The 23327-nt window shown below is 69.5% G+C and carries 24 protein-coding genes; 7 read left to right on the plus strand and 17 right to left on the minus strand.

All coding sequences use genetic code 11. The annotated features are described in order from the left end of the window. Nucleotides 1-108 precede the first annotated feature (108 nt). Entirely contained in the window at nucleotides 109-852 is a 744-nt protein-coding gene (locus IEY88_RS06120; protein ID WP_229693255.1) for a lysophospholipid acyltransferase family protein, read from the plus strand. Here IEY88_RS06120 and IEY88_RS06125 read toward each other — a convergent pair. Together IEY88_RS06125 and IEY88_RS06130 are read right to left on the minus strand one after the other, a co-directional pair. After that, nucleotides 749-1429: a hypothetical protein gene (locus tag IEY88_RS06125; protein WP_189153652.1), complete on the minus strand. Its 681-nt coding sequence runs from the start codon at nucleotides 1427-1429 to the stop codon at nucleotides 749-751. The two genes, IEY88_RS06120 and IEY88_RS06125, sit on opposite strands and share 104 nt — an antisense overlap. Before the next feature lie 48 nt (nucleotides 1430-1477). Beyond that, the gene (locus IEY88_RS06130; protein ID WP_189153653.1) at nucleotides 1478-4282 is read right to left on the minus strand and encodes an AfsR/SARP family transcriptional regulator; all 2805 of its coding nucleotides are present in this window, start codon (nucleotides 4280-4282) and stop codon (nucleotides 1478-1480) included. 104 nt (nucleotides 4283-4386) lie between these two features. Here IEY88_RS06130 and IEY88_RS06135 point away from each other — a divergent pair, with 104 nt between their 5' ends. Further along, a complete protein-coding gene (locus tag IEY88_RS06135; RefSeq protein ID WP_189153654.1) occupies nucleotides 4387-5001 on the plus strand; it encodes a class I SAM-dependent methyltransferase in 615 nt (204 codons plus the stop codon). A 72-nt stretch (nucleotides 5002-5073) separates the two neighbouring features. On the opposite strand, the gene IEY88_RS06140 is transcribed toward IEY88_RS06135, so the two are convergent. From IEY88_RS06140 to IEY88_RS06165, 6 genes are all read right to left on the minus strand, one after another. Continuing rightward, nucleotides 5074-7383 carry an RCC1 domain-containing protein gene (locus tag IEY88_RS06140; RefSeq protein ID WP_189153655.1) on the minus strand — a complete coding sequence of 770 codons (2310 nt, stop codon included), beginning with the start codon at nucleotides 7381-7383 and terminating at the stop codon, nucleotides 5074-5076. Nucleotides 7384-7459: 76 nt separating this feature from the next. Continuing rightward, complete coding sequence (gene atpB, locus IEY88_RS06145) at nucleotides 7460-8263, minus strand: F0F1 ATP synthase subunit A (protein WP_189153656.1); 804 nt, start codon at nucleotides 8261-8263, stop codon at nucleotides 7460-7462. Nucleotides 8264-8364: 101 nt separating this feature from the next. Further along, a complete protein-coding gene (locus IEY88_RS06150; RefSeq protein ID WP_189153657.1) occupies nucleotides 8365-9891 on the minus strand; it encodes a DUF8426 domain-containing protein in 1527 nt (508 codons plus the stop codon). Between the two features lie 58 nt (nucleotides 9892-9949). Then, nucleotides 9950-11629 (minus strand): ribonuclease J, encoded by a 1680-nt coding sequence (locus IEY88_RS06155; RefSeq protein WP_189153658.1) that lies wholly within the window; start codon nucleotides 11627-11629, stop codon nucleotides 9950-9952. Continuing rightward, nucleotides 11626-12522, minus strand: coding sequence for a 4-hydroxy-tetrahydrodipicolinate synthase (gene dapA, locus IEY88_RS06160; protein ID WP_189153659.1), 897 nt, complete (start codon nucleotides 12520-12522; stop codon nucleotides 11626-11628). The genes IEY88_RS06155 and dapA overlap by 4 nt, the downstream gene beginning before the upstream one ends. Before the next feature lie 19 nt (nucleotides 12523-12541). After that, nucleotides 12542-13153: a TIGR03085 family metal-binding protein gene (locus tag IEY88_RS06165; RefSeq protein ID WP_189153660.1), complete on the minus strand. Its 612-nt coding sequence runs from the start codon at nucleotides 13151-13153 to the stop codon at nucleotides 12542-12544. Between the two features lie 54 nt (nucleotides 13154-13207). Here IEY88_RS06165 and IEY88_RS06170 point away from each other — a divergent pair, with 54 nt between their 5' ends. Further along, on the plus strand, nucleotides 13208-13885 hold the full coding sequence (locus tag IEY88_RS06170) for a Crp/Fnr family transcriptional regulator (RefSeq protein WP_229693138.1): 678 nt from the start codon (nucleotides 13208-13210) through the stop codon (nucleotides 13883-13885). Here the strand turns inward: IEY88_RS06170 and IEY88_RS06175 are convergent. From IEY88_RS06175 to thyX, 6 genes are all read right to left on the minus strand, one after another. Then, entirely contained in the window at nucleotides 13864-14307 is a 444-nt protein-coding gene (locus tag IEY88_RS06175) for a hypothetical protein (RefSeq protein WP_189153661.1), read from the minus strand. The two genes, IEY88_RS06170 and IEY88_RS06175, sit on opposite strands and share 22 nt — an antisense overlap. Nucleotides 14308-14346: 39 nt before the next feature. After that, nucleotides 14347-14982 carry a hypothetical protein gene (locus IEY88_RS06180; RefSeq protein ID WP_189153662.1) on the minus strand — a complete coding sequence of 212 codons (636 nt, stop codon included), beginning with the start codon at nucleotides 14980-14982 and terminating at the stop codon, nucleotides 14347-14349. Between the two features lie 55 nt (nucleotides 14983-15037). After that, the gene (locus tag IEY88_RS06185; RefSeq protein WP_189153663.1) at nucleotides 15038-15451 is read right to left on the minus strand and encodes a hypothetical protein; all 414 of its coding nucleotides are present in this window, start codon (nucleotides 15449-15451) and stop codon (nucleotides 15038-15040) included. A gap of 2 nt (nucleotides 15452-15453) precedes the next feature. Beyond that, nucleotides 15454-16896: a serine/threonine-protein kinase gene (locus IEY88_RS06190; protein ID WP_229693139.1), complete on the minus strand. Its 1443-nt coding sequence runs from the start codon at nucleotides 16894-16896 to the stop codon at nucleotides 15454-15456. A gap of 70 nt (nucleotides 16897-16966) precedes the next feature. Beyond that, entirely contained in the window at nucleotides 16967-17380 is a 414-nt protein-coding gene (locus IEY88_RS06195) for an ACT domain-containing protein (protein ID WP_189153664.1), read from the minus strand. Nucleotides 17381-17385: 5 nt separating this feature from the next. Further along, nucleotides 17386-18090 carry an FAD-dependent thymidylate synthase gene (thyX, locus tag IEY88_RS06200; protein ID WP_189153665.1) on the minus strand — a complete coding sequence of 235 codons (705 nt, stop codon included), beginning with the start codon at nucleotides 18088-18090 and terminating at the stop codon, nucleotides 17386-17388. 68 nt (nucleotides 18091-18158) lie between these two features. On the opposite strand from thyX, the gene IEY88_RS06205 reads away from it, so the two are divergent. Together IEY88_RS06205 and IEY88_RS06210 are read left to right on the plus strand one after the other, a co-directional pair. Further along, complete coding sequence (locus IEY88_RS06205) at nucleotides 18159-18677, plus strand: toxin-antitoxin system HicB family antitoxin (protein WP_189153666.1); 519 nt, start codon at nucleotides 18159-18161, stop codon at nucleotides 18675-18677. 5 nt (nucleotides 18678-18682) lie between these two features. Then, nucleotides 18683-19597, plus strand: a complete 915-nt coding sequence (locus IEY88_RS06210; RefSeq protein WP_189153667.1) for a DUF4097 family beta strand repeat-containing protein — start codon at nucleotides 18683-18685, stop codon at nucleotides 19595-19597. A gap of 44 nt (nucleotides 19598-19641) precedes the next feature. Here IEY88_RS06210 and IEY88_RS06215 read toward each other — a convergent pair whose 3' ends face one another. Genes IEY88_RS06215 through IEY88_RS06225 form a run of 3 tightly spaced genes read right to left on the minus strand, consistent with a single transcriptional unit; the run spans nucleotide 19642 to nucleotide 21752 of the window. Next, nucleotides 19642-20136, minus strand: coding sequence for a hypothetical protein (locus IEY88_RS06215; protein ID WP_189153668.1), 495 nt, complete (start codon nucleotides 20134-20136; stop codon nucleotides 19642-19644). 18 nt (nucleotides 20137-20154) lie between these two features. Next, nucleotides 20155-20763 (minus strand): TetR/AcrR family transcriptional regulator, encoded by a 609-nt coding sequence (locus IEY88_RS06220; protein ID WP_229693140.1) that lies wholly within the window; start codon nucleotides 20761-20763, stop codon nucleotides 20155-20157. A 5-nt stretch (nucleotides 20764-20768) separates the two neighbouring features. Beyond that, nucleotides 20769-21752, minus strand: coding sequence for an aldo/keto reductase (locus IEY88_RS06225; RefSeq protein ID WP_189153670.1), 984 nt, complete (start codon nucleotides 21750-21752; stop codon nucleotides 20769-20771). 128 nt (nucleotides 21753-21880) lie between these two features. Here IEY88_RS06225 and IEY88_RS06230 point away from each other — a divergent pair, with 128 nt between their 5' ends. Both IEY88_RS06230 and IEY88_RS06235 read left to right on the plus strand, forming a co-directional pair. Beyond that, nucleotides 21881-22423 (plus strand): ArsR/SmtB family transcription factor, encoded by a 543-nt coding sequence (locus tag IEY88_RS06230; RefSeq protein WP_189153671.1) that lies wholly within the window; start codon nucleotides 21881-21883, stop codon nucleotides 22421-22423. Further along, nucleotides 22420-23295 (plus strand): SRPBCC family protein, encoded by an 876-nt coding sequence (locus IEY88_RS06235; protein WP_189153672.1) that lies wholly within the window; start codon nucleotides 22420-22422, stop codon nucleotides 23293-23295. The genes IEY88_RS06230 and IEY88_RS06235 overlap by 4 nt, the downstream gene beginning before the upstream one ends. Nucleotides 23296-23327 lie beyond the last annotated feature (32 nt).

Genomic DNA, 23327 nt, shown 5'->3' on the forward strand with positions numbered 1-23327 from the left:
CAACCGGGACGCGTGCGAATCCTCATGGTTCACCGGATCGGGCACTGTGTCGTTCCGACACGCCGTACGCTGCCCCGCGTGTCCACACCGCTCTTCTGGCGCGTGCTCATGGTGGTCGACCGTGGCCTGATCGCGCTGACCGGCAAGCTCGAGGTATCGGGTGACATCCCGCCGGAGCTGCTCGGCAAGCCGTTGCTGCTCGCCTCGAACCACATCGGCAACCTCGACCCGATGGTGCTGATCGCGGCCTGCCGCAAGATCGGCGTCAACCCGCGCTTCATGCTCGCGGGCGGCCTGCTCGACGCCCCGGTCATGGGACCGGCGCTGAAGGCGTGCGGTCACCTGCGCGTCGACCGGCGGTCGGCGAACGTCGGCGAGGCGATGCACCGGGCCGTCGAGGCGTTGAGCAAGGGCGGCGACCCGATCGCCGTCTACCCCGAGGGCAAGATCAGCCTGGACCCCGGCCTGTGGCCGGAGCGCGGCAAGACCGGCGTCGCCCGCATGGCGCTGGGCGGCGGCATCCCGGTGGTCCCGATCAGCCAGTGGGGCGCGCACGAGGCGGTGTACTGGGGCAACCTGCACGTCTCCGGCTGGAGGGACGCCCTGCCCTACTTGACGTCGTGGCTGCGCGCGGTGCGCAAGCGGCCGACGTTCAAGGTCCACTTCGGCAAGCCGGTCGAGCTGTCCGACCTGAAGGCCGAGACCATGGGCGACGCCCGCCGCGCCCACGAGCGGATCATGGTCGCGATCACCGAGGGCCTGGTGCCGTTACGTCTCGACGAGCCGGACCTGCCGCGCTTCCACGACCCGACGCGCCCGACGACCGGCGTCTCCCCCTGGCGGCCCGCCTGATCGAGTAGCCGATCACGGTGATCAGCATGAGCATCGGCATCGGGTTGCCCTGCCACAGGCTGATCGCGAAGTCGATCACCGGGATCACCAGCGCCGCGATGAACGTGACCGTGCTCGCCGTGGGCAGTTTGACCTTCGGGTCCGCCCACGGCGTGCGCCGCCACGGCTTCGCGACGCTGAGCCACGCCTGGAACGCGATCGCGCTGATCATGAGCGCGGTCCCCACGGGCATCCACACGTTCACGTGCCCGTTCACGGCCGCCTGCAGGTTGTCGCTCAGGATGAAGATGCCGATGTAGAGCTGGACGATCGTGATCACGAACTTCGCGAGCACCCACCAGTGCCGGAAGTAGCCCCACGGCGTCGTGGCGCTGAGCATGAAGCCGGTGAACGCACTGGTGTTGGCCATGATCGCGAGCACGCTGTGGTCGAGGTAGCGCGCCATCTCGAACGCGGTGCGGTCGCCCGACCTCATGCCGTACAGCACCAGGGCCAGCAGGGCCACCGCCTGGCTGAGCCATCCGACGGACGTCACGACGTGCAGCCACACCAACAGGGTCCGAGCGCGCTTCTGCATGACATGTAGCTTGCCTACGCATCAGCGCGGGCACATCAGGGATCGCCCCTAGGAGAGGTCGTGGAGCCTTGCGCGGATCTCCGGCATCAACGGGTGGTCGTAGTCCTCGTAGATCGTCAACGCTTCCAGCAGGTACGTGCGCGCCACGTCGGGCTGCCCGGCGCTCGTCTCCCCCAGGCCGTGCAGCGCCTCCGCGAGACTCTTGCGGTCACCGAGCTCCCGCAGGAACTCGATCGCGTGCCGGAACGACTCACGCGCCTCGACCTTGCTGCCCAGCTTCGACTGCGCCCAGCCGATGCTGACCAGCGCCATCGCCTTGCCGTGCACGGCGTCGTGCGAGTCCATCAGCTCGAAGGCCGTGCGCGCGGACGCCAGTGACGCGTCGAACTGGCCCGCCGAACGCAGGATGTCGCTCAGGAACAGCCTCGTGCCGCCCTCGCCGAACCACGAGCCGACCTCGGCGTGCCCGCGCAGCGCCTGACCGAACCTGTCGACGGCGAGGTCGAACTGGCGAAGGCCGCCGTACGCCATGCCCAGGCCCGTGAGGCTCCACGCGGCGCCGGCGAGATCACCGATCTCGCGGCGGATGGCGAGCGCGCGGTCGAAGAGTTCGAGGGCGTCGGCGAAGCGCTGGCCGCGGAACGCCGACAGGCCCTGGCCGTGCACCGCCCACGCGCGCGCGATCTGGTTGCCGTCACGGGTCGCGGTGCGCTCGGCGACGCGGTACGTGCGCGTCCACTCGTCCAGCGCGCTCGACACGATGAAGTAGTTCCACAGCGCCACCGGGATCTGCCACGCCGTCGGCGAGTGGTGCTCCTCGGCGAGCCGCGCCACCGCCAGCAGGTTCGACGATTCCGTGCGGCACCAGGTGAAGGCCTCGTCGTGCGAGGTGAAGTCCTGAGTGGACAGCGGCGGCAGCAGGAACGCCGGGTGGTCCGGCGGCGCGATGACGGTGCCGGCGGCGTTCGCGGTGTCGAAGTACCAGCCCAGCAGACGTCCCACGGCCTCGGCGCGGCCCTCCGACGACTCCTCGGTGGAGCTGAGTTCCGTGGCGTACAGGCGAAGCAGGTCGTGCAACCGGAACCGGCCGCGCGCGACCTCCTCCAGCACGTGCCCTCCCGCGAGCACGTCGAGCAACGTCCGCGCCCGCGACACCGGCACGCCCGCGAGCGCCGCCGCGGCGTTCAGGCTGATCTCGGCACCGGGGTGCAGGCCGATCAGCCGGAACATCCTCGCGGCATCGGGTTTCAGGGCCAGGTACGACCAGGAGAACGCGGCGCGCACGGCCGTGTCCTCGTCGTCGCCGGTGGCCAGCACGTTCAACCTGTCGCGCTCGTCGGCGAGGTCGCTCGCGAGGTCGGCCAGGGTCAGGTGGGGCCGCGTCACGACGCGTTCGGCCGCGATCCGCACGGCCAGCGGGAGGTGCCCGCACAGTTCGACGAGCTTCGCGGCGGCGGCGGGTTCGGCGGCGACCCGGTCCGGGCCCACCGCGGACGTCAGCAACGCCAGGCCCTCGTCGCGCGTGAGGATCGACAACGTCACCGAGTGCGCGCCGTCGCGGGCGACGAGCCCTCCCAGGTGGTTGCGGGACGTCACGAGCACCATCGACGTGGAACGGCCCGGCAGCAGCGGACGGACCTGCTCGGCCAGCCGCGCGTTGTCGAGCAGCACCAGAACCTTCTTGCCCGCGAGGACACTGCGGTACAGCGCGGACTTCGCCGAAAGGTCCTCCGGGATGCGTTCGGACGGCACGCCCAGGCTCTGCAGCAGCTGGTGCAACGCGGCGCCGGGCTGCACGGGCGGTGCCGACGCGTCGAACCCGCGCAGGTCGACGTGCAGCTGACCGTCCGGGAACCGCGCGGCCACCTGGTGGGCGAACCTCACGGCCAGCGCCGTCTTGCCGACGCCACCGGTGCCCGTGATCGCGACGAGCACCGGCGAGTGGTCGTGCGGGACGACCTCGGCGAGCTTCGCCAGTTCCTTCTCACGCCCGGTGAAGTCGCGGGCCTCGTGCGGCAGCTGGACGGGCACGAGCACGGGCGCCGCCGGTTCCGGCTGCGGGTCGGGCCGGCCGACGAGCAGCTGTTCGTGCAGCCGGCGCAGTTCGGGACCGGGCTCGATGCCGAGCTCCTCGATCAGCAGCCGGCGCAGGTCCGCGTAGACGGCGAGCGCCTCGGCCTGCCTGCCGGCGCGGTACAGCGCGGACATCAGCAGGCCGTGCAGCCTCTCGCGCAACGGGTGCGCGCTCACCAGCGTCGTCAGCTCCGCCGCCACGTCGGCCTCGTGGCCGATCGTCAGTCTCAACGCCGCACGCTGCTCCACGGCCGTGAGCCTCAGTTCGGCCAGACGCGCGCGCTCCACCGCAGCGAACGGCCCCGGCACGCCGTCCAGAGCAATCCCCCGCCACAGCCCCAGCGCCGCGTCGAACGCGGCGACGGCCTTCGCGGGTTCGTCGCGCAGCCGCCCGGCCTCGTCGAGGTGCGCGCGGAACACCGCGGCGTCGGAACTGCCGGATGGGAGCCTCAGCAAGTATCCAGCGTCCGTGGAGAGCAGAACGGAGCTCGGCGCCCGCGAAGCCCTGCCCGGCTCGAACAGCCTGCGCAGCCCGGCGACGTAGGTGTGGATGCCGTTGTCCGCGCTGGCGGGCGGATCATCGCCCCACACGGCGTCGATGAGCTCACTGCGCGACACGACGTGGTTGGCGCGCAACGCGAGCACCGCGAGCACAGCCCTCTGCCGCGGGGGACCGAGTGTGAGCTCCTCGCCGTCCACCGCGGCCGCGAGCGCGCCCAGCAAGCTGACGCGCAACTCGTTCTGCACTCGTATTCTCACTTCGTCGCTGTCCGCGTTCATTTAGCAACCTACCGTCAGTTTTCGTCCAGAAGCCATCCAGACGGCGTGCAGAGAGCTTCTCCACACTTCACTCAGGTGGATTGGGTCGAAATGAGGGGCGGGGTATGAACGCGGCCGAGGTCTTCGACACGCTCGGACTGGAGTACCAACGCGCTTGGTCGCACCAGCCCGCACTGCACGGCACCCTCGCCTGGTTCGCCGCGACGCAGCCCTCGGGCTCGCGCGTGCTGGACATCGGTTGCGGCACGGGCGTTCCCGTCGCGCGCACCCTCGCCAAGGCGGGCATGAAGGTCACCGGTCTCGACGTCTCCCCGGTCATGGTGGACCTCGCGTCGACGCAGGTCCCCGACGCCACGTTCCACAAGATCGACATCCGCGACTTCGAGTCGCCCCCCGGCTCGTGGGACGTGATCTGCGCGGTCTTCTCGCTGCTGCAGCTGACGCAGGCCGAGATCATCCGGACCCTCGGCCAGATCTCCACCTGGCTGCGGCCCGGCGGTCACTTCTTCCTCGCCACCGTCGCCATAGACGTGGAGCAGGTCACCCTGCCCTGGATGGGCCAGGAGATCGAGGTGTCGTCGTTCTCCGAGGAGAACTTCGAGGCGCACCTGGGCTCGGTCGGCCTGCGCGTCGTGCGCCGCAGCCGCCCGGTCTTCACCCCGTCCTACCCCGGCGCCATGCCGGAGGAGTCGCTGCACCTGGTGTGCCAGCGCCCCTGACGGGAACGCCGGCCGTCGGACGGGGTGCGTCGTGGTGCCGCCCCCGCACGAGGACGGCACCACGTGCCGCCACTAGTTCGGCACGACCGCGTACATCGCCCACAACCCGGCCGCGACGTCACGCACCCCGCTGATCGAGGTCCGCACCGGCGTGCTCGCCCGGCAGGCCGGGGTGAACGGGAGCGCGCCGCAGGGGTCGGAGGTGCCGTTGCCCAGGCTCCCGCTGCTGCCGTTGCGCCCCCACGCCCACACCGAACCGTCCGGCTTGACGGCGAACGTGGTCCCGGCGCCGCTGTCGATCGCGACCGGGCCGGTGAGGCCCTGGACCACGACCGGGACGTTGGACTTGCAGAACTCGGGCTCGGTGCACAGGCCTCCGGTGCCGAGCGTCCCCCAGTAGTCGTCGCCCCACGCCCACACCTTGCCGTCGGAGGTGGTGGCGTACCCGACGTCGTCGCCGCCCGCGATCGTCACGGCACCGGTCACCCCGACGACCTGCGACGGGCTCACGCTCGCCCCGTACGGCGAGCCCGTTCCGGTCGCCCCGGCCCAGTTGCGCCCCCACGCCCAGACGGTGCCGTCGGAGCGCAACGCGAAGCCGGTCTCCGCTCCCCCTGTCGCGATCGCGGTGATCTTGGTGGTACCCGGCAGCGGCAACGCCACTCGCAGCGGCGTTGCCGGCGGGCAGACCTGACCGGCCGGGCAAACGGCGTCGCCGCGGCCGTTCCAGACGTTGCTGCCCCACGCCCACACTGTGCCGTCGGACTTCAACGCGTACGCCGTCTGGTGGGTGGCGGCGATGGCCGTCACGCCGGAGAGGCCGTAGACCCGCACCGGCACGTTCGAGCCGCCGGAGCTGGAGCCGAAGCCGAGCTGGCCTGCCGCGTTCGAGCCCCAGGACCACACCGTGCCGTCGGACTTCAGCGCGTATCCCGCCCAGGTGCCCGTGGCCACCGCGGTCACCCCGGTGAGCCCCGCGACCCGCAACGGCACCGTCGACCTGCCGTCGGTGCCGCCCGCACCGAGCTGGCCGAACTGGTTCTCGCCCCAGGACCACGCGGTGCCGTCGGACTTCAACGCGAGGACGTTCTCGGTGTGGGCGTCCACCGAGGTGATGCCGGACAGCCACGGACGACGGGAGGGCGTCGGGCCGTAACCGGCGTTGTACCCGCCCCAGCCGTACAGGCAGTCGCTGACGCACAGCGGCGGCGTGGCGAAGAAGCCCGCGACGTCGACGACCAGGTCCGTCGTGCCCGAGTTGTTGAACAACGCCATCCGCGCGTCACCGTTGAGGGCGATCACCGCGCTGTTCGCCGTGTCACGCCCCGCGGTCAGGTTCAGGTTCGACGTGGCCGGCCGCGGCGTGCCGTTCGCGTACGCGGTCACGAAGGAGGCCGAGGTCGGAGCGGCACCCGTCAGGTTCAGCACCGCGGCGGCCGCGCTGGGAGCGATCCTGGTGGCGAGCTCGACGGTCTTGGTCTGCCCGGGACCGGCCGGACCGCCCGGCGCGCTGCGGGTGTCGAGGGCGCGCACCGGGGACACCGGGAAGTAGCGGTGCCCGCGGTCCGACGCGTAGTAGCCGGCCAGGTCCACGATCAGGTGGACGGAGCCGGAGTTGTTGTACAGCGTGATCTTGCGGTCGGCGCCGAGCGCGACGGTCACGAGGTTGGGCGAGGTCTGCCCGGCGACCAGGTTCACGTTCGACGCGGAGGGACGGACGGTGCCGGACGGGAACGCCGTCACGTAGGTCGGCGAGGTCGGTTCGGTGCCGGTCAGGTTGAACGTCACCGAGGTCGCCGACGCGGGCACCACGCCGGACAGGTCCACGTCCAGAGTCGAAGCCGTGCCCACGGGCGCGCCCGAGCGGGTGTCCACCAGCCGCGTCGGGGCGGTCGTGGTGAACCGCGACGCGCTGTCGGTGGTGTAGTAGCCCGCGACGTCCGCGAGCAGGTGGACGGAGCCGGCGTTGTTGAACAGGTAGATCTTCCGGTCCGCCGGCACCGCGACGCTCACCTGGTTGGCCCTGGTCTCACCCGCGACGAGGTTGAGGCTGGAGATCTCCGGGACGTTGTAGTTGACCGGCGACACCCGGACGTAGGTGGACGCCGACGGCTGGGTGCCCGTCAGGTTCAGCACGACCGCGGTCGCCGAGGCCGGCAGCGCGGCGGAGAGGTCCAGCTGCAGGCCGGACGTGACCGGCTCCACCTCGCCCCCGGTGCCCGTGCCGTTCCTGGTGTCCAGCACCCGCAGCGGTGGCAGCGGGACGAAGGTGTTGCCCTCGTCCAGAGCCTGGGCAAGTGGTGCGGGCGGTGCGGCCTGTGCAGCGACGGGGTGAACCCCCAGCAGCGCGAACGCGCACAACAAGACGAGCGAACGTCTCATGAATCCCCCAAAGATCCCCTGTGAGCCGACCACTGTAGGTATCGGACGCGCCGGGAGAAACCGCTGAACAGCGGCGTCAGTGGTGCTCGGCCAGCGCGCGCCCGATGAAGTGCGCGGACAGCAGCGCGAAGATGTACGCCTGCAGCACCTGCACCAGCGCCTCCAGGAAGAACAACGCGATCGCGAGCGCGAACCCCAGCACCGACACCGGCTTGAGGTAGATCGGCGCGTTGAACAGCAGGAACTCGCTGCCGAGCGTGAACACCAGGATCAGCAGATGCCCGGCGAACATCGCCGCGAACACCCGGATCGCGAGGTTCACCGGGTCGAAGAAGAACTTGAGGATGACCTCGGTCGGGATGAGCAGGCCCCACAGCACGGGCTTCGGCACGTCCGGGATGATGAACTGGTTGCGCAGGTAGCCCCGGAGGCCGAACTTGCGGATGCCCACGTAGTGGTAGAGCGGGAAGATCACCAGCAACGCGACGGCCGCCGGGAACCCGCTGTGCGTGAACGTCGGGAACTGGACGAACGGGATCAACCCGTAGACGTTGTTCACCAGCACGAAGCAGAAGATGCTGACGATCAACGGCACGTACGGCGCGAATTCCTTGGCGCCGATCTGTTCCCGCGCGATGGTGTTGCGGCCGAAGTCGTAGATCGATTCGGCGGCGAACTGCCAGCGGGTCGGAACGATCCTCATGTTCCTGGTCGTGACCAGGAAGAAGGTCAGGATGATCACCACCGACAGGACCAGCAGGGCCTGCGGCTTGGTCACCGAGAAGTCGAACGGCAGGCCGAACGGCTCGTGCCAGGTGAAGATCGGTGGGAGAAGAATGTCGTCTTTGCCCGGTGGGCTGAAAACGTCGTTACCGGCCATTGGGCGAACCCCCTCGTCCATGGTCTGGGTACAAACCTTATCGGACGAGGGGGACGCAGATCACAGCAGGGTCACGACGTGGCCCGTTTCACAGTGACGTGTCAAGGCAACGGGTCGACCACGCGCAACATGCGCACCAAGCCGTGCAGCGGCGCCAATTCCTCATTGGACAGCGTGCCTCCACTGAAGTGCATCAGGCTGTTGCGCATCTCGCGGACCTCGTCGAACAGCCTCAGGAACGCCTCGTGGTCCAGCCGCCACCGCAGTCGCGCCCACATCGCCGAGTCCTTCAACACCTGCTGGTAGAGGCCGAGCATCGGTTTCTGCCCGCCCAGGACCTGCTGGCGCTGGCGAGAGCCCGCCTTCGCCGCGATCTCCTCGGGCGTGAACTCCGTGCCGACAGTCCGATGCAAACGTTGCTCGATCTCCTCCAGCAACACGAACGGCCGCACGACCCCGTCGAACTGCTGCGTGAGATCAGCCGCGGTGACGATGCCGCAGATCGCGCGGTCAGCGCCCCGAACGAAGACATGACCACTGGCGTAGATCTCGCCGATCTGGTTGAGCAGGTCCTCGTTGTGGTCGACGACCCGCGCGTGGATCAGCGCGTCCTCGACCTGCACCGCACGCCCGGCCATGTCCGCCTGGCCGATCGACTCCCAGCTGACCACGCCGCGGAACTCACCGTCCTCCTCGATCACCGCGAGCTGCGAGAAGTTGTGGGTCAGCATCAGTGTCCGCACCTTGACCAACGGGTCGCGCAGCCGCACGGAGACCACGCCGGCCGTGGCCGACCTGATCCGACCGATGTGCAGCTTGATCAGGCGCTCCTCCACCGGGGCCGCAGGCTCGGACTCGACCTCGGTGCCGTCGTCGACGGCCGACTCCAGCGAGACCACGTCGCCAGCGTCGCTCTGCATGATCGGCGGACGGGCCACGAGCCCCTTCTCCGCGAGCGCCGCTTCGATCGTGGCCGACACGACGGCGGTCTTGCGGGTCCCGTCGAACAGCCTCAGCAACTCCGCCACCCTGACCCGCCTCGGCCGGCCCGGCGCCGACTGCGCCGCGGCCTCCAGGAACGACTGGGCGGCGGCGGGCACGGGACTGGTCGCGTCACCGGTGCCGGAACCCGGATCCTCGCCGGACGCGGCCAGTTCCGCGATCCTGCGCGGAGCACCGGCCCTGCGCAAGCCCGCGATGGTCAGCAACGAGTTGAGGCTCGGCAGCAGATCAGGCCCCACCGCGTCACGCGGCAGGTCCGTGCGCAACCACTCCACCGGCCGCACGTGCTGGCGTCCTGGCGGGCACTCGGTGCGGAACCGGTATTCACCGCTCACCCGGCCGATCGCGATCAGCCGGGTCTTCTTGAGCGGCATGACGACGTGGTCGCCCGTCTCGATCTCGCGCACCAGGCGCCACAACTGGCCCACCCAGTTGTCGATCGAGCCCTTCTTGGCCTCCGGGTACGCGGTGCGCAGTGCGAACCTCAGTTCGTCGCGGTCCGCGCACCCGCTGATGTCGCCCAGACCCGGCCAGCCCGCGATGAACAGGCCTTGGCCGACCGCGTCGGCTTCGCGTTCCCCGTCCCTGCCTCCGCGCACGAGCCACGCGGCGGGTGATTCACCCATGTCGCCCCCTCATAAGAGGAGGCGACGTTACCGAGTGGCTCGTTCGCCACCAACTGATCTAGACGGGAATGACCGTCGGAACGATCATCGGCCGGCGCCGGTAGGTCTCCGCGACCCAGCGGCCCACCACGCGCCGCACGGCCTGCGCGACCCGGTGCATGTCCGTGATGCCCTCGGCCTCGGTGCGCGCCAGTTCCATCTCGACCAGGGGCACCACGGCCTCCAGCGCCTTCGGGTCGTCGGAGAAGCCGCGACCGGAGATGGTCGGTGCCGTGACGGCACGGCCCGAGGTCCTGTCGATGGCGACCGAGATCGAGATGAAGCCGCCCTCGCCCAGCACCAGGCGGTCGGAGAGCGTCGACTCGCCGACGTCGCCTACGGAGAGGCCGTCGACGTACACGTGGCCGACGACGACGCGGCCTGAGACGGCTGCCTTGCCGTCGATCAGGTCGACGACGACGCCGTCCTCGGCGATCACGACGTGGTCCTCGGCGACACCGGTGGCCACGGCGAGAGCCGCGTTCGCACGCAGGTGCCTCCACTCGCCGTGCACGGGCATCACGTTCGACGGCCGCACGGCGTTGTAGAGGAACAGGAGCTCGCCTGCCGGGGAGTGGCCCGAGACGTGCACCTTGGCGTTGCCCTGGTGCACGACGGTGGCGCCCAGCTTGGCGAGGCCGTTGACGACGTTGAAGACCGCGTTCTCGTTGCCGGGGATCAGCGACGACGCGAGGATGACCGTGTCGCCCTCGCGGATCGAGATCTGGCGGTGCTCGCCGCGGGCCATGCGGGACAGCGCGGAGAGCGGCTCGCCCTGCGAACCGGTGGAGACGAAGATGACCTCGTCCTCCTCCATCCGCATCGCGACGTCGAGGTCGACGAACAGGCCGTCCGGCACGTTCAGGAAGCCCAGCTCGGACGCGATGCCCATGTTGCGGACCATCGAGCGGCCGACGAACGCGATCTTGCGCTTGTACTGCACGGCCACGTCGAGAACCTGCTGCACGCGGTGCACGTGCGAGGCGAAGCACGCGACGATTACGCGCTGGTCCGCCTTGCGGATCACGTTCTCGAGCACCGGGCCGATCTCGCGCTCGGGCACCACGAAGCCGGGCACCTCGGCGTTGGTCGAGTCGACCAGGAAGAGGTCCACGCCCTCGTCGCCCAGCCTGGAGAAGCCCGCCAGGTCGGTCAGGCGGCCGTCCAGGGGCAGCTGGTCGAGCTTGATGTCACCGGTGTGCAGCACCAGGCCCGCGGACGTCCGGATGGCCACGGCGAGCGCGTCCGGGATGGAGTGGTTGACGGCGAAGAACTCCAGCTCGAACGGACCGTACGAGCGGCGCTCCCCCTCCTTCACCTCCGCCAGGCGCGGGGTCTGGCGGTGTTCGCGGCACTTGGCGGCGAGCAGCGCCAGCGTGAAGCGGGAGCCCACGACCGGCAGGTCGGGACGCAGCTTCAGCAGGAACGGGACCGCGCCGATGTGGTCCTCGTGGCCGTGCGTCAGGACGATGGCCTCGATGTCGTCGAGACGGTCCTCGATGGCTCGGAAGTCGGGCAGGATCAGGTCCACGCCGGGCTGATCGTCTTCGGGGAACAGAACGCCGCAGTCGACCACGAGCAGCCGGCCGGCGTGCTCGAAGACGGTCATGTTGCGGCCGATCTCGCCAATTCCGCCGAGAGCGACGACGCGGAGGCCGCCTTCCGGCAGCGGGGGCGGCAGTTCGGTCGATTGGGTCACGCGTTGACTCCCAGTTCGGCCGCGATGGCCTCGATGTCCTCGGCTGCGGCGGGCACCAGCGGCAGGCGTGGGTCACCCACGTCCAGTCCGCGCAGGCGCAGCGCAGCCTTCGTGTACGTCACGCCGGGAACCCGGCGGAAGGGTCGCAGCAGCGGCAGCAGCGACTCGTGGATTTCTTTTGCCCGGGCCACGTCCCCGGCTTCATACGCATCGATGAGATCCCGCAGGCGGTCCGCCGCGAGGTGACCGATGACGCTCACGAACCCGACGGCGCCCACGGACAGCCACGGCAGGTTCAGCGGGTCGTCGCCCGAGTAGTAGGCGAGATCGGTCGAGGCGATCACGCGGCTGCCCGCGTGCAGGTCGCCCTTGGCGTCCTTCACGGCCAGGATCCGCGGGTGTTCCGCCAGGCGCAGGATCGTGTCGACCTCGATCGGCACGACCGCGCGCGGCGGGATGTCGTAGAGCATCACCGGCAGCTCGGAGGCGTCGGCGATGGCGGTGAAGTGGGCCAGCAGGCCTTCCTGCGGCGGCCGCGAGTAGTACGGCGTCACGACGAGCACACCGTGCGCGCCGGCCTTCGACGCCTGCTCCACCAGGTGGATGCTGTGCGCGGTGTCGTACGTGCCCGCTCCGGCGACCACGGTCGCGCGGTCCCCCACGGCCTCGACGACGGCCGTGATCAGCGCGGCCTTCTCCCGGTCGGTCGTCGTGGGGCTCTCGCCGGTCGTGCCGTTGACGACCAGGCCGTCGTTGCCCAGGTCCACCAGGTGTTTCGCCAGTTCCTGCGCCTTGGGGAGATCGATCTCGCCGCGCGAGTCGAACGGCGTGACCATGGCGGTGAGAACGCGGCCGAACGGGCGGTTCGGTCCTGCGTACGAGCTTCCTGGCATGCGCAGAAACTACCCGAGTTCACACACTTCGGTTCAACGACCGCACCTGTCGCACCGCGTCGGCGTCACCGCTGTAGTCGACGCGGGCCTCGTCGCGCCCGAACGCCAGCATCACGAGCTCGGCCACCTCACCGGTGATCACCACGCCGTTCGCCCCCTGCTTGGCGACGACGTGCTCGCCATCGGGGCGCACCAGCGTCACGCCCACGGGTGACGACTTGTACGACATGCGCGCGATCAACGGCAGCAGCTTCCACAGCGCCGCCTCGCGCCGGGCGTCGTACGGCCGCGGTTCCCAGCCGGCCTGTGCGCGCCGCACGTCCTCGTGGTGCACGAAGTACTCGCCGGTGTTCATCAGCTTGTCGACCGGCTGGATCCAGAACGGAGGCGTGCGCACCAGGTCGAGGAGCTCGCTCCACGCCTTGTGCGTGTAGTCCGCCTGGACCTTCTCGGTCCACTTCGTGAAGACGGGCAGCAGGATCCCCGGCGCGGTGTCGGGACGGCGCTCGCGGATAGCGAGGTGCGCCGCCAGGTCCTTGGTCGACCAGGTACCGCACAACGTGGGCGCGTCCGGCCCGAGCTCGGTCATGAGGTCGACCAGTGCCTTGCGTTCGTCGCGGGCGAGACTCACGTCCGGTCGTCCTCCCGATCGACAACATCTACCGTCGACACGAACTTACTACGCGTGCTCGGGGACGTCGTGAACCTGTGGGAGATGCTCACCGAGGCCCAGCGGGCCCGGTTCCGGGCCGCCGGACAGCCGAGGCACTACCCGCCGGGCACGGTGATCATGTGCGAGGGCGACCCCGGCGGCTGGGCGCTGGTGGTGACGAGCGGGCACGTGAAGGTCGTCGCGGTGACCCCCGGCGGCTACGACGCGGTGCTCGCGGTGCGCGGCCCCGGTGACGTGCTGGGCGAGATGGCCGTGGTGGACGGCTCGCGGCGGTCCGCGTCGGTGATCGCGATCGACGAGGTGGCGGCGTTGTGGTTGTCCGCCAAGGCGTTTCTCGGTGTCGTGGACGACGAACCCGCGGTGTCGGCCGCTCTCGTCCGCATCATCACCGCCCGGCTGCGCTACGCGAACAACCGGCGCAGCGAGTTCAGCGACAGCACCTCGGCCCAGCGCCTGGCCGTGCTGATCGCCGAACTCGCCACGAGCTACGGGGTGCCGCACGAGAACGGCACGCTCATCACGTTGCGCCTGAGCCAGCAGGACCTCGCGGGCCTGGCCGCCACCTCGCGGGAGGCGGTGGCCAGGGCGCTGCGGTCGTTGCGCGACGAGGGCCTCGTCACCACCGGCAGGCGCCGGCTGCTGGTGCGGGACGTCGGCGCGCTGCGGGCTCAGGGACGCGGGCAGCCCTGACGGCCGCTGTAGACCTCGTGGATCTTGCCGCCCCACTTGATGTATCCCGTCGCGAGCACGCACACGTTGGCGGTGCCGGTGACCGTGGCAGGCCCGGCGTAGGACTGCCAGTTCCCCGGACCGTCGCTGTCGTACTGGCTGAAGGTGCAGCCGGCCTGGCCTTCCCCGCTGGTCTCGGTGCACTTGTAGATGTCGACGAACGTCTCCGCGGCCTTACCCGCGGCCGCGCCGATGTGGTAGAAGCACGCGTTGTTCGAGCCTCCGCTGTAGAAGATCTTGAGCTGGCCAACGCCGCCCACGCTCGCCTTGTACGTCTCGCTGCCCCCGCACGAGGCCGCCGTACCGATGTCCGACGCCTGTGCCGGTGCCACGACGGCCAGCGCCATCGCCAGCGCGCCGAGCACTGTGAATGCCTTACGCATGAGAACCCCCTCTGTGCGTGTTCACAACGACACAGAGAGTCACACCGAACGCAGTCGACGTTCTGCGTCAGATGACACATAGCCGGGGACGTGCACCCAACCGCGCACGCTCGACTCCTTCACGTGCACGTCGACGGGGACGTACCGCTCCAGTTCGATGCCGGGGTACCCGTTGCGCACGACGTCGTCGTAGAAGGTGTTCGACACGATGGCCGCCACCGGGCACGATTCCGGCGCGTCGGCGAGCGCACCCCGCACCGGCGGCGACTCCAGCAGACGCGCCAGCAGCACCTTGGCGTAGCCGGTGGCCCCGTAGCGGTCGATGTGCACGGTGCCCGCGTGCAGCGCCACCCGCACCCGCAGCGGCGACCTCGCGTACCTGTTGTGGTGCCTCAGCTGCGCGGACAGCCGGTCCAGCAGCGGATATGCGAGGCGGTGGACCGGGAACCGCTGCGGGACGACGACCACCATGCCGTCGCCCCGGTCGCTGGTGCGGCACGCCCGCCACGGAACGCCGCTGTCCTCGAACGCCGTCCGCAGCGACTCGAAGAGCGTCGCGCGCGCCCGCACGAACTGCTCGGAGTCCCACTGCCCCGACGACGCGACGTCCACCGCCAGCAGGCCGCAGTGACGGATCCGCGTCGTCTTCCACGCGCCCAACACGTTCCGAAGCACCTGCACCACCCCTCACTGAAACACGCAGGAGTGGTTGCTCCGGTTGCCGCCGAGGTCAGGCCTCGTTCGGCTTGTAGCAGGCGGTGAAGCCGGTCGGCTTGGACGAGTTGTCGGACAGCAGCTTGACCACCTGGTCGCGCTTCAGGTTCTCCGGGTAGCCCGGCCACTCCGGTTCCTGCCCGTTGACGTGCAGTTCGTCCAGCCAGTAGCCGGACTGGCCGGAGACCTTGGCCATCTCGAGGTCGCAGCCCTTCACCCGGACCACCACCTCGATGATCTTCTCCGAGGACTTGACCGTGCGCTTGCCGATCTTCCTGGACTTCTTCTCCTTCTCCGTGCTGGGCTCACCGGGGTTGCTGAAGCCGGCGGCCTTGAGTTCGGTGACGAACTTGTCCTCGTTGCTCGCGCACGCCGTCAGGGCGGCCGTGCTGCCGAGAACCAGCAGGGCGGAGATGATCCGTCGCTTCACGTTCAGTTGTCCTTCTTCGTGCTGATGGTGCCGTCGAGTTTGCTGCCGTCCTTGGCCCCGGCCAAGCACCAGATCTTGCGTTCCGCGTTGCCGCCCTTGTCCTTGGCCCACGCGCTCTCGCTGGGGACCAGGGTGGTGAGCTTCAGCTTCGACCCGTCCTTGACCCACTCGGAGTTGAGCGTCAGCTCGCACCGGGCGACGCCGAGGCTCTTCAGCGCGTCGACGCCCGGATACGCGGTGTCGGGCATGTTCGAGGCGACCGGCAACGTGTCGATCACGTCGAACACCTCGAAGTCGTGCGGCTTGTCGCACTCCTCGCGGGTGTCCGAGTTGAGCAGCTTGGTCGGTGCCACCTCGCCGAGGCCGCAGGTGTTCTCGTAGAGGCCGAAGACCGGGATCTCGGCGCCCTCGCCGTAGGTGAGCGCGGCGCTGCCGCTGCTGCCTCCGGGCGCCGTGAACGCCTTGTGCGCGAAGATGCCGCCGGTGAACGCCGCCGCGGCGATGACCGCGGCGGCGACCAGCGCGATGACGCGGTTGCGCTTCTTCTTCGCCGGGTCGGCGGCGGGGGCCTGCTGGTACTGCTGGGTCTGCGCGGGCGCGATGCCGGTGGGCGGCGTCGGCTGGTTGCCGATGCTGGAGAGCATCGCGCGGGCCTGCGGGCCGGACAGCCGGGCGTTCGGGTCGGCGATCAGCAGACCGGTGATGACGGCGCCGAGAACTCCCGTCGCGCGGGTCAGGCGCGGGGTCTCGCTCATGATCGCGTGCAGCGTCGAGGCCGTGGAGGAGCGTTCGAACGGGCTCCAGCCCTCGACGGCGTAGCAGAGGGTCGCGCCCAGGGCCCACAGGTCGGACGCGGGACCGGCCTCGTGGCCGTGGATGCGTTCCGGCGACATGTAGGCGGGCGACCCGATGAGGCTGCCGCTCGTCGTCAGGCGCGGGTCGTCCATGCCCTGGGCGATGCCGAAGTCGGTCAGCTTGACCTTGCCGTCCGGGCGGATCATCAGGTTGCCGGGCTTGACGTCGCGGTGCACGATCCCGGCCTGGTGCGCGGCCTCCAGCGCCGACAACGACTGCAGGGCGATCGACACGACCTGGTTCGGCGGCATCGGGCCGTGCGCGCTGATCAGCGTCGACAGCGTGGCCGCCTCGACCAGCTCCATGACGATGTACGTCGTGCCGTTCTCGTTGATCGCGTCGAACACCGTGACGACGGCGGGATCGTTGAGCTTGCCGGCGGTGCGCGCCTCCCGAAGGGCGCGCTCTTCGAGCACACGGCGTTCCTCGTGCGCGATGCCGTCCGGCAGGTGGAGTTCCTTGATCGCGACGAAGCGGCCGATGTGACGGTCCTGGGCGCGCCAGACGATGCCCATGCCGCCACGGCCGAGCTCCGCCACCAGGGCGTACCTGCCGGCGATGACGCGCGGTTCGACTGCCTGTCCGTGCAACGTGCGCTCCTGAACCTGGGAACCGGGGGCGTTGACGGTACTTGAGACCCGCCGACTGGAGGATCGGTTCCTAGGCTTCCGGTGCTACAACCAGTTCGTGACCTGCGGCACGCAACGCGAGCACCGCGCGGCCCAGATCCTTCTGCTTCACCAGCAGGTGGTCCGTGTCGTAAGTGGACAACGCGAACAGCGAGACTCCCGCCGCCGCGAGTTCGCCTGCCAGAGCGGCCATGATGCCGGTGAGCGTGAACTCCAGCGGGCCGCGGACGGTCAGCAGCCGCCAGCCCTTTTCACATGAGTACCCCGGGATCTCACCCGCGATCTTGAACGACGACGGCGCGATGATCGACAGCTCGTCCGGGGTCCTGGTCACGGACACCAGGCAGTCGGTGAGGTCGAACAGTCCAGTTGGGACCCCGGCGGTCGCGACGTTGCGCGTGACCGCGTATTCGCCGGGCCGGACGTCCACGATGAGCCGCTTCATGGGCGTCAGCCTTCAACCACCAGTGGGCTGGAGGCAACTTCTGTGCCGTCCGGGAGTGTCGAGACGACGAAGTCCGCGAACGCGTTGGGCGCCGCCTTCGCCAGTTCGCGCAGGCAGGCGACGGCGAGCTCGCGCAGTTCGACGTTGATGTGCTCGGTCGCGCGCATCGCGATGAAGTGCCGCCACGAGCGGTAGTTGCCCGTCACGACGATCTCGGTGCCCGTGGCGTTGGGCAGCACGGACCGTGCGATCTGCCGCGCGCGCCGCCCGTTGACGGTCTTCTCCAGGCTGTGCACCAGGTCCTCGTACGCCTTGAGGCTCGCCTCGGTCGCGGCGACGAACCGCGCGTGCAGCTCCGGGTCCCGCGCGATCAGGTCCGGTTCCACGACGTCGGTCGGGTCGGTGCGCTGGGAGAGCTGCGAGTACGAGAAGTGCCGGTGCCGGATCAGCTCGTGGGTGAGCGAGCGTGGCAGCTCGGTCAGGTAGAGCGACGCGCTGCCGTGCTCGAACGCGGCGAGGTGGCCGACGTCGAGCAGGTGGTGCAGGAACGTCGCGTTGGTGTTCGTCATCGGGTTCGAGCGGTCCCACGACTGGTAGCAGGCCCGGCCGGCGAACTCGACGAGCGCCGCGCCGCCGTCCGCGTCGGTCGTCCACGGCACGTCGTCCGGCGGGATGAACTCGGTTTTCGCCACCAAGCGCACTCTCGGCATGGTGCCGACATTAGCCCTGACGTCAGGTAGTGGTTGCACGATGTCGGAAGTGACGTCATAGTGGTGTCATGGATCTGTCGCCGTACATCGCGTCACTGCGCGAGGACCTGGCGACGGCCGCATCCGCGGGGGACGACAACACCCGTCGAACGGCCGCCGCACTGTCCGCAGCGCTCGAGCCAGCCGCGCGACTGGCAATCATGAACGCACTGTCTGACCTGGCCGCGGAGGTCACCGCCTCGCTGGACGGCCAGGTCGTGGACGTCCGCCTGTCCGGTCGTGACGTCCAGGTGGTCGTCACGGGATCGGCCGAACCGGAGCCGGAGCCCGCCCCGCGTCACGAGGTGCCGAACTTCGGCATGGGTGACGCCACGGGTGACATCAGCCGCATCACCCTGCGCATGATCAACGAGCTCAAGTCGAAGGCCGAGGCCGCCGCGTCGGCCCAGGGCGTGTCGTTGAACTCGTTCATCCAGCAGGCCGTGGGCGGCGCGGTGCACGGCAAGCACAAGCATCAGCACAAGGGGTGGAGCGGAAACGCCGGCTCGGGCTCGGGCTCGCGCGTCCGCGGATGGGTGCAGGGGTGAGCGGGATGACCGAACCGACAGCAGAGCCGACTTCCGAACCGTCCGGTGTGGTGCGCCAGCAGAGCTTCGAGTTCGCGGGCATCGCCGAGATCGACGTCTCGCTGCTCAGCGGCCGCGTGCAGGTGCAGCTCGTTGACGCTCCGGGCGTGCACGTCGAGGTGCGGCACGACCCGAACGCCGGCAACTCGTGGACCGAGGGCCTGACCAGCGTGCTGAGCTGGGTCAGCGGCCAGTTCGGCCCTGACAAGACCGCTCCGCAGGCAGGCCCGGAGGAGGCCGTGCGCGACGCACGCGTCGAACTGCTGGGCAACCGTTTGCGCATCGAGTCGTCCAAGGCGCTGCCGTTGCGTGCCGTGCCCCTGTCCGTGGTGGTGACGGCTCCGGTGGGGTCGCACGTGGCGTCACGGACCGGTGCGGCCGATGTCCTCGTCACGGGCGGTGCGGGTCGTCTGGACCTGAACACCGGCACGGGCAGCGTGTCCGCGGACCGCGCGACCGGCGAGGCCAAGGTGAACTCGGGCGCCGGGACCGTGCGCCTGGGCACGATGCTCTCGACGCTGAAGGCCAAGACGGGCAGTGGTGACGTCGAGGTGTCGTCGGTGGGCGGCACGAGCACGCTCATCACCGGAACCGGCGACGTGTGGCTGGGCGCCGTGCAGGGCAACGTCCAGGTCCGCACCGGCAGCGGCGACCTCACCGTGGCCGACGCGGCGTCGGGCGAGATCCAGCTCGGCACCGGCTCCGGCCACATCCGCGTCGGCATCCGCCAGGGCACGCTCGCGCGCATCGACCTGGTGTCGACGTCCGGCACCGCCCGCAGCGACTTCGACGTCTCGTCCGAGCCGCTGGGTGACGCCACCCTGTCGGTCACGGGCCGCACGGGCAGCGGCAACGCGCTGGTGACCGCCGCTTCGAACTGACCGGGGGGTCGGAGGGAAGACGTCCCCGGTTGGCGCCGCGGCGCCTAGGGCTCCTGGAACGGTTTGGAGCCACCGGGGACGTCGTCCGGGAAGATCGGGCAGCGGATCTCGCCGGTCAGGAACTTCCGGACGAAGCTCGAGAAGTTCCCGTCGTAGGACCACTTCTCCCGCATGTCCGTGATCAGCACGGTCCACTCGTCCGGCTCGCCCTTGGTGAACCACAGGCAGTGTTCGCCGTTCACGGTCATGCCCCAGGGCAGCAGCCCGGGAGAGTCCGGGTGCGCGCGCAGGCCCGGCTGCCGGCGCAGCGCCCGCAGCATCTTGGGCGCCGTCGACATCCAGTTCATGAAACCGGCACGTGCTGTTGGGTGCAGAATGCGGACGTAACCGCCCACAATCAAAGGTGGATAAGCCTCGGCGAGATGCACGAAGTCGCTGGGCAGGGCTGTGCCGACGCGGGCTTTGAGCGCGTCCCAGTCAACCGGGTCAGGGCGCCTCTCGGGCGCTCCCAGCAGATCGATCCACTCGTCAGGCGGCACCGTTCACCTCCGTGACCCTCAAGCATCGCCTGTGGCACTAGGGGTTCGGTTGTACCGCAGTCCGGCGACGACCAGTGAGACGACGGCGTCGAACGCGTCCTGAATGTGAGGATTCCCCCACTCCTGGGCGTGAGCCGGGTGGTGGAACACCTGCGTCGCGTCCCACACCGCCTGCGCCGTCTTCCCGACGTCGTCCGTCATGAACTCGCGGGTATCCACTCCGGCCTGGATGATGCGCGCGATCTGACCCACCAGGTGGCCGAGGTGGTAGTCGGGGATGATGCTGCTCTCGCTCACCAGCACCTTGAACGTCGCGAACAGCTCCGGTTCGTCGGCGTGCGACAGCCGCTTCCGGTCGAACAGGCGCTGCAACCAGGCCCGCAAGTTGTCCGCCGAGGACGCCTCGGGGTCGAGGGCCGACTCCATCTCCAGGTGGATCGCGTCGAGCCAGCGCCGCGTCACGGCCTCGCGCAACGCGGCCTTGGTCGGGAAGTGGCGGTAGACGCTGCCGTGGCTGACCCCGAGCGCCTTGGCGACGTCGACGACCGTCGCCTTGGCCGGGCCGTACCTGCGCAGCACCTCTTCGGTCGCCACGAGGATCGCCTCGCCGGTCAACGCCTCCGCCACGTCGCTCACCTCTCGCTGTCCAGCATGGCCATCTGCTGGGCCGGGTACCGCGTGCCCGCGGCGGCCCCGACCGGGACGACGGCCTCGATCTCCTGCAGTTCCCGTTCGGTGAACGTCACGCCGACGGCACCGATCGCCTCGTTCAGCCTCGCACGCTTGGTCGTGCCGACGAGAGGCACCACGTCCTCACCGCGTGCCGCGACCCAGGCGATCGCGAGCTGCGCGACCGTGACGCCCTTGTTCGCGGCGATCTCGGCGAGCTTGTCGACCAGGGCCTGGTTGCGGGTCAGGTTGTCGCCCTGGAACCGGGGCGTGTGGCCGCGGTAGTCGCCGGTGTCGACCGTGAGCGGCGTGGACGAGATCAGACCGCGCGACAGCACGCCGTACGCGGTGATGCTGATGCCGAGCTCACGGGTGACCTGGAGGATCTCCCGCTCGACGGCGCGCTCCAGCAGGCCGTACTCGATCTGCAGGTCCGCGATCGGGTGCACGGCGTGGGCGCGGCGGATCGTCTCGGCCCCGACCTCGCTCAGGCCGATGTGCCGGACGCGGCCCTTGTCGATCTGCTCGGCGATGGCGCCGATGGTGTCCTCGATGGGCACGTTCGGGTCGAGCCTGGCCGGCCGGTAGATGTCGACGTGGTCGACGTTCAGGCGCTGCAACGAGTACGCGAGGGAGTTGGCGACCGCGATCGGGCGCGTGTCGAACCCGAGGAACGCGCCGTCGGCGTCCCTCATGCCGCCGAACTTGACGCTGAGCTGCACCTCGTCGCGACGGCCCTCGATGGCCTCGGCGAGGAGCATCTCGTTGTGGCCCTGGCCGTAGAAGTCACCGGTGTCGAGCAGCGTGACGCCCGCGTCGAGGGCGGCTCGCACGGTCGCGATGCTCTCGTCCCGGTCGGCCGGGCCGTAGGCGTTGGACATGCCCATGCAGCCCAGGCCGAGGGCGGACACGACCGGGCCGGTGGCTCCGAGCTGACGCTTCTGCATTTCGAACCCCTTCGTCTCTTCGGTGGGTTCCAGCCTGCCCGATCAACTGACAGATTTCAATATCTGTCACTCCATAGTTGTCCGTCCGATTGACAAAATAGTTTTGAACGTTCAAAGTCTTTTTTGCGATGAGAGACGTGATCTATCTGGACCGGATGGAGCAGGCCGAGACCCTGCTCAAGCCGCAGCGCGTGGAGGTGCTGCGGCAGCTCGCCGCGCCGCGCTCGTGCACCGAGATCGCCGAGGTGCTCGACCAGACGCCGCAACGCGTGCACTACCACGTCAAAAAGCTGGTCAAGGCCGGTCTCGCCACCCAGGTCTCCGAACGCAGGGTGCGCGGCATCCAGGAAGGCCTCTACCAGGCGGTGGCGCGGTCGTACTGGCTGTCACCGCACCTGGTCGGCCGGATCGGGTCGCGCGACGAACTGGCATTGGGGCACCTCGTGGACCTCGCCGAACAGATCCAGGCCGACGTGGCGGCGCTCGACAGGTCGAGCGAACTGCCGTCCGTCGGAGTGTCCGGGGAGATCCGGGTGCGACCGGAGGAACGCCAGGAGTTCCTGGCCGAGCTGCAGACGACGTTGCAGGACCTCTTCACCAGATACGGCGGCGCGGAGGGGGATGCGTTCCGCATCGCGCTCGCCTGCTACCCCAAGGGAGAAGACCGATGAGCACCGGAATCGTCCGAGTACGCACGTCCGCCGACCCGGCCACCGCCTACCGGGCGTTGACGACGGCCGACGACCTGCGCGTGTGGCTGGCCGAACATGCCGACGTGGACCTCGAACACGGCGTGTACGAGTTCTGGGGGCGCTACACGCCCGACGGCGAGCGCGGCCGGCAGAAGCTGCTGGACGTCACCTCTTCTTCGGTGCGCTTCTCGTGGCTGCTCAAGGGCACCGAGTACACGATCGAACTCGGCGTGGAGGAGCGCGACGGCCAGACGCTGATCGTGGCGACGCAGTCCCCGTACCCGGAGTGGGGCGCGGGCATCGAGGACGAGGGCGGGGCGGGCGTCATCCACACGTTCTGGTCGCTGACCCTCGCGAACCTGGTGGAGCACGTCGAAGGCCGGCCGGTGTTCGCGCTCTGCGACTTCTCGACGCCGGAGCAGCGGATCGAGGTCGACATCGCGGCGCCGCCCGCGGCGATCATCAACGCCCTGACCGACGCCGACGTGTTCGCGCGGTACTTCGGTGCCCGGTGCTCGATCGAGCCGCACGTCGGCGGCCGGTGGGCCATGGGGAGCTTCGAGGAGGAGCCGAACCCGGCGAAGATCATCGCCCTCGACGAGGAGCGCTTCGCGATCGAGTTCCCGGACGGGATGGTGTCGTCCTGGGAGCTGAAGGGCTCGGAGGGCAAGACGCGGCTGACGTTCGTGCAGAGCGGCTTCGACGTGACCGATCCGCCCTACGGCTCGTGGATGGGCTGGCTGTCCGGGTTCGCGGACATGCGCCGCATGCTGGAGCTGCCTTCGTGGCGTCCGATGTGGCACTCGTACGAAGCGCCCGGCTTGCCCAACGGAGTACTCGTCCTCGAATGATCGGGCGTGAAACAGACGGGTGAGAGCCAGAT

It is taken from the genome of Lentzea pudingi, assembly GCF_014646255.1.
GTDB lineage: Bacteria > Actinomycetota > Actinomycetes > Mycobacteriales > Pseudonocardiaceae > Lentzea > Lentzea pudingi.

Bases quoted from the DNA above. Each gene is read 5' to 3' on its own strand.
- IEY88_RS06120 (WP_229693255.1), top strand. From the start codon at position 109: ATGGTGGTCGACCGTGGCCTGATCGCGCTGACCGGCAAGCTCGAGGTA.
- IEY88_RS06125 (WP_189153652.1), bottom strand. From the start codon at position 1,429: ATGCAGAAGCGCGCTCGGACCCTGTTGGTGTGGCTGCACGTCGTGACG.
- IEY88_RS06130 (WP_189153653.1), bottom strand. From the start codon at position 4,282: ATGAACGCGGACAGCGACGAAGTGAGAATACGAGTGCAGAACGAGTTG.
- IEY88_RS06135 (WP_189153654.1), top strand. From the start codon at position 4,387: ATGAACGCGGCCGAGGTCTTCGACACGCTCGGACTGGAGTACCAACGC.
- IEY88_RS06140 (WP_189153655.1), bottom strand. From the start codon at position 7,383: ATGAGACGTTCGCTCGTCTTGTTGTGCGCGTTCGCGCTGCTGGGGGTT.
- atpB (WP_189153656.1), bottom strand. From the start codon at position 8,263: ATGGCCGGTAACGACGTTTTCAGCCCACCGGGCAAAGACGACATTCTT.
- IEY88_RS06150 (WP_189153657.1), bottom strand. From the start codon at position 9,891: ATGGGTGAATCACCCGCCGCGTGGCTCGTGCGCGGAGGCAGGGACGGG.
- dapA (WP_189153659.1), bottom strand. From the start codon at position 12,522: ATGCCAGGAAGCTCGTACGCAGGACCGAACCGCCCGTTCGGCCGCGTT.
- IEY88_RS06175 (WP_189153661.1), bottom strand. From the start codon at position 14,307: ATGCGTAAGGCATTCACAGTGCTCGGCGCGCTGGCGATGGCGCTGGCC.
- IEY88_RS06195 (WP_189153664.1), bottom strand. From the start codon at position 17,380: ATGAAGCGGCTCATCGTGGACGTCCGGCCCGGCGAATACGCGGTCACG.
- thyX (WP_189153665.1), bottom strand. From the start codon at position 18,090: ATGCCGAGAGTGCGCTTGGTGGCGAAAACCGAGTTCATCCCGCCGGAC.
- IEY88_RS06205 (WP_189153666.1), top strand. From the start codon at position 18,159: ATGGATCTGTCGCCGTACATCGCGTCACTGCGCGAGGACCTGGCGACG.
- IEY88_RS06210 (WP_189153667.1), top strand. From the start codon at position 18,683: ATGACCGAACCGACAGCAGAGCCGACTTCCGAACCGTCCGGTGTGGTG.
- IEY88_RS06225 (WP_189153670.1), bottom strand. From the start codon at position 21,752: ATGCAGAAGCGTCAGCTCGGAGCCACCGGCCCGGTCGTGTCCGCCCTC.
- IEY88_RS06230 (WP_189153671.1), top strand. From the start codon at position 21,881: ATGAGAGACGTGATCTATCTGGACCGGATGGAGCAGGCCGAGACCCTG.
- IEY88_RS06235 (WP_189153672.1), top strand. From the start codon at position 22,420: ATGAGCACCGGAATCGTCCGAGTACGCACGTCCGCCGACCCGGCCACC.